Consider the following 4,719-nt stretch of genomic DNA (forward strand, 5'->3'; position numbering starts at 1 on the left):
AGAAGAAGAGACAAAAGCTCTGCTGTCAAGCGGGTGAGGAAACCCCACCCGCCTACGCGGTGGGGTAGTTCATTGCTACAACTGCCGCTAAGCAAGCACCTACCCCGGTGAAAGACCCAGACAGGGCTGTAAGTCAACAAGTAAGCAGAACCTTGAGGCTCTGTCTCAAGGAACTGTCTAGGGGCGTCTTGACAGCGCCTTTGCGAGTCCGTCTGTGGACTGCGTAAGGATCCCCCAACTTTAGTCGGTGGGAGTGTCAACCCTGACCCTGTTGCTGATGGAACAGCCAACGCGCGGGTTGGACATTGAATCGGCGCTGTGGGTCTGGAGTCAATTGCTGGAACGCGCCCAAGCAGGGACGGCTATTGTTTTTGCCTCGGCGGATTTGGACGAGATCTTGCCGTACAGCAACCAAGTCCTGGTGTTCAGCAGCGGACAGGTCTCGGAACCCATGCCGGCGGCGGAGCTCACCGTTTCGCGGCTGGGGCAGTTGATGACTCTCCCCGTCCTGCCCAGCACCCACGCTTTGCTGGAGCATTTGTGAAGAGCATAGCAATCCAACAGAGCAAGGCTTAGAGTAGCAGTGGCCCCAAGCCTTTTTGCTCAACGAATCCGGCCATGGGATCCCAGGATAACATTCCACCTGAGGGAGCCGAGCAGTCCCGCTCTTACTCGTTCAACTTCACCGTTTCGGGATCCCGGCAGCAGGTTTTGCGGGGGTTGCAAGCCTTGCTGGAGCTGGGTTTGCTGACGCCGGAGCACTTTCGCCATCTGGTGGAGCAGTATCGGCTGGAAGCGGAATCGGCGCCAGGAGCCACTTCTGTCGGCGGGGGGATCCCAGCCAGTCTGGGCTCGGCCTACGTGCTCTGGATTTTAGGTTTGTTCGGCCTTTGCGGTCTGCACCGCTTCTATCTGGGTCGCTGGCGCACAGGGCTGCTCTGGCTGCTGACTTTTGGGCTGCTGGGGATCGGCCAGCTCCTCGATTTGATCTGGATCCCGCAGATGGTGCGGGAAAGAAATGCTGGCTTGGCCGGCTCTGGGGTTGTCGTGGCGGGGGAAGAGCCGCCAGCCGAAACCAGGGAGCTCTCCTCTCCCCCGGGGATAGCTGTGTTGTTGCGCAACTTGCTGTCTGAGCTGAGCGTAGCTTGGCTGCTGCTCCTGGGCCTGTTTTTGGTGGTGGTCTCTTCGGGGGTGCTGGCGGCCAGCCGCTGGCAAGAGTTTTCCCCGGCAGCTCAGTACGGGGTGCTCTTGGCTTATACGGCGGCGTTTGGGGTGGGAGCGAGGTGGGCGCAGCGGCAGGACGGGCTGCGTCTGACAAGCCAAACTTTAGAGGCTGTTGCTTTGCTGCTGCTGCCGATCAACATGTGGGCGCTGGACGGGCTGGGGATCCCGTGGGGGATCCGAGCTGTTGCTTTGGGGTTACTTATAGGGATCCCGTGGGGAGCCTGGCGACGGGCCGACTTGCTGGGGGCAGGTTCTGCTTTCTACGGAACGTTGGTGAACTTCTTATCTCTTTCTGGTTTACACCTCTTCTGGAGCCTGGGGCCGCCGGAGTCTCGTCCCACCCTTGTCCTTGGGATCCTCTACTTGGGGATCCTCAGCACCGTGATTTACACCTGGAGCCGCCGCTCGCTGGAATTGCGGGGATCCCGGCTGTGGCTCATCGGGGCGGCTGGCTCCTTGTTGATCTTGCGGGGGCTGCTCTCAGGGCAGGTGCAGGTGTCGCAGTTGGGGTTGGCGGTGGCCCTCTTGGGTTGGCTGCCCCAAAGCCCGGCTGAGGACTACGAGCCGGCTCAGGTGGGGCGGCCCTGGTGGAGCGGGGTGCTGTTGATTTTGGGCTGGCTGCTGGCGGCCAGCGACTGGGGGGAGAACGCCTGGCAGGTGTTGGCCATCAGCCTGCTGGGAATCCGCTTCTTAGCGAGGCGACTGAGCCAACGTCAGCAGAGGGTGGAGTTGGCGCTGCTGTTTTTGCTGGGTCTGGAAACTGCCTGGGCCTTTTGGCAGGTGTGGCCGGCAAGCTGGCGGGAGAGCGTGCTGGCGCTGTTAACGGGTGGGTTGCAGCCCCTCGACTCTGTTTGGGGGCTGCTGGGGCTGGTGCTGTTGCCCTATGAGGTGCTGTGGCTGGGGCTGGCGGCCCGCTGGCAGCAGAGACCTCGGGAAGGCGAGGAGGCGGGTTTTGCGGCGCTGGCAGAACCGACGGAGCGCTTGGTGTTGGGGCTGGGCGGATCCCTCTTGCTTTTGAGCTTTCCCCAGCCGGCGATTTGCTTTTGGCATTTGCTGTTGAGTACTGGCATCCTGGCCTGGTGGCTGCGGCAGAAGTCCAGGGTTGGCGCTGGGTGGGTATTTCTGACCCATGCCTATGGGCTGGGGGCGCTTCTGGCCGGGATCCGCTGGCTTTGGCCTGATTGGAGCCTGTCCAGTTGGGGGGCCATCTTGCTGCTGCTGGGCTTGCTGGAATGGACGGGGCGGGTGGCGCTGGGCGGGCGGTTGTTGGCAGCCTCAGGACATTTTGGGGGACTGCCGGTGCGGCTGTGGCAGCAGAGCGCCGAAGGGATGGGGCTGGTGCTGCTGGGATCCAGCTACTTTGTGTTTTTGGCGCAGGGCACGGAGTCCATTGGCTGGCTGTGGCTGGCGGTGCCCTCGGTTTTGACGGCGGCGCAGGTGTGGGCCTGGCCGCCCCTGGCGTTTATGCCTCGCTGGTTGCAGATCCCGGAGCAAGGGGGATCTTTTTCTTGGCGACAAGGGATTCCGGCGCGGGGATCCCTGCGCCTTCTGGCGGTGCTTTCCCTGGTGATGGCCCAGGGGCTCACCCTCGGCAGGCCGGGCCTGGATCTGCTCGGGCTAGGGCTGGGAGTGCTGCTGCTGGCAACTCAGGTGTGGCTGTGGGCTTCTCCCTCTCCCAGTTCTCCTACTCCAGAAGCACTGCTGGCGGTGGCCTTTGGTGTAGGGATCGGCCTGGTGGGAATCAGCCGGCTATTGCCGACGCTCACGGAAGCGGAGTGGCTGCTGGCCTTGGCGGTGCTGGGGTTGCTCTTGAGCGGCTGTCGCTACGGAATTTTGCGCCTCTCTTCTCGCCTACAAGCCGCTTACCGACCGGCCCTGGATGGCTGGGGCCTGCTGTTGGGGTTGGTGCTCCTCTTTGCCCTCACAGTGGCGACAACGGCGGCCCTGGCGGATCCTTCTCGGCTCCCCATTTCCGTCGGCAAGCAGCCCATGTTCCCCGGCGCTCTGCCCTTGGCGGCTGGGGTGGCCCTGGTGGCGCTCGGCCTGCGGCTGGGGGTGGCTCTCTCATGGGGTGGCTCGGCGGTCGTTGGCGCCGACGGGACGGACTCTGCCACCGGCTCGGTTTCCTGGGCGGTGGTGGAAGGGATCGCCTACGGGCTGATCTGGGCTTTGGAGCTGGGGGCGACCGGCATCCTGCTCTGGGTTGTGCAGGGATCCCGTCCCATCCTGCCTCTGTGGGCCGTCCTCAACCTGGGCTTGGGGATCCTCTTCTGGATAGGGCCGGAGAAACTCCTGTTCCCCGGCGGGGGAGAGCTCCTGCAGCGAGTCCAGACCCTGAGTTGCTGGAAGACAGGGCCGCTGATCTATGCCGGGCTGGGTTGGCTGGGATCCCATGCCCAGTGGAGCGAGCTGACGGGCGTGGGCAGCTTAGGCCTGGCCATCGTGTTGTTGGGCCTGGGGCAGGGGATCCCAGGGGCACAAGAGCAAGGTGGGGACTCCGTCCCACTTACGCGAACGGAAGAAGACCCTCCTGTCAACTGGAAGGGGATCCTGGGAGCCTGCGGGATGTCACTGGCTGCCTACGAGAGCTGGATTCACTTCCTGAGCCAGCAGACAGGGGGATCCTGGGGAGATGGACTGGTGCTGACCGCGTTGCTGGGATGGCTCCTGGCAGTGGTCTACCGCCTTTGCCCCCCTTGGCTGGTGGCGACCCTGCAGCTTAAAAGAGCTTGGCTGCGCTGGATGGCCTCGGCCAACTGGGCCCTGGCCAACCTCGTCCTTTGGCCTGCGCTTTTCGATCTTCGCCTCAGCCGGTGGGGGCGGCTCCTCTGGGTGCTGACGGGATCCGGCCTGGCGGCCTATGCCGCCGCCCAGGGGAGAAGATCGACGCCGGGATCCCCGACAGAGCCGGGCTGGCTGCCAACGGCCTGGTGCCACCTCAGCGCTTGGCAGGGAGTCGGCATCTGCCTGGGTAGTATGTGGCTGGGCTTCCCCAGCTTGAGGGTGGAGCAATGGGCCGGATCCCTGCTCTGTGGGCTGGGACTCCTCTATTACTTTCTGCCCTGGCAACGGTGGGGCTGGCCGGCGGATCCCTGGTCAAATACGGCCTTGGTGGCGCCGTTGCTGGCCCTGGTGGTGACGGCGGGCGGCGACAACAACAGCAATTTGTTGCTGGGGGCAGCCTACTACGCTTTCTTGGCCATCTGGCGCTCCCAGGTGCGCCTGGGCTACATCAGCTTGTTTTTGAGCAACTGGATCCTGTGGAATTACGGCTGGCAGCAGGATTGGGCTTCCCTGACCCTCTATGCCCTGCCTCTGGTGGGATCCCTGCTCTATGTGGCCCAGGTGGATCCCGGACTGCAACAGGCTGGTGCTCGAGAGAGTCGGCACCGGCTGCGGGCCTTCTCGTCGGGTCTATTGGTGTTGGTGACGTTGTTCGAAACCCCCGGGGCACGGGGGGCGGGGTTTTGGGCGGTGGGGGTGGGCGTGGCGTTG

2 protein-coding genes are annotated in these 4,719 nt (G+C 63.8%); both read left to right on the top strand.

The annotated features are described in order from the left end of the window. Positions 1–253 precede the first annotated feature (253 nt). Positions 254–544, top strand: coding sequence for a hypothetical protein (locus NW845_RS12325; protein ID WP_414378739.1), 291 nt, complete (start codon positions 254–256; stop codon positions 542–544). Between the two features lie 74 nt (positions 545–618). Continuing rightward, the coding region (locus NW845_RS12330) for an NINE protein (RefSeq protein WP_414378740.1) at positions 619–4,719 on the top strand (4,101 nt) is incomplete at its 3' end.

The sequence above is a fragment of the Synechococcus sp. H60.2 genome (genome assembly GCF_047462315.1).
Taxonomy (GTDB): Bacteria; Cyanobacteriota; Cyanobacteriia; order Thermostichales; family Thermostichaceae; genus Thermostichus.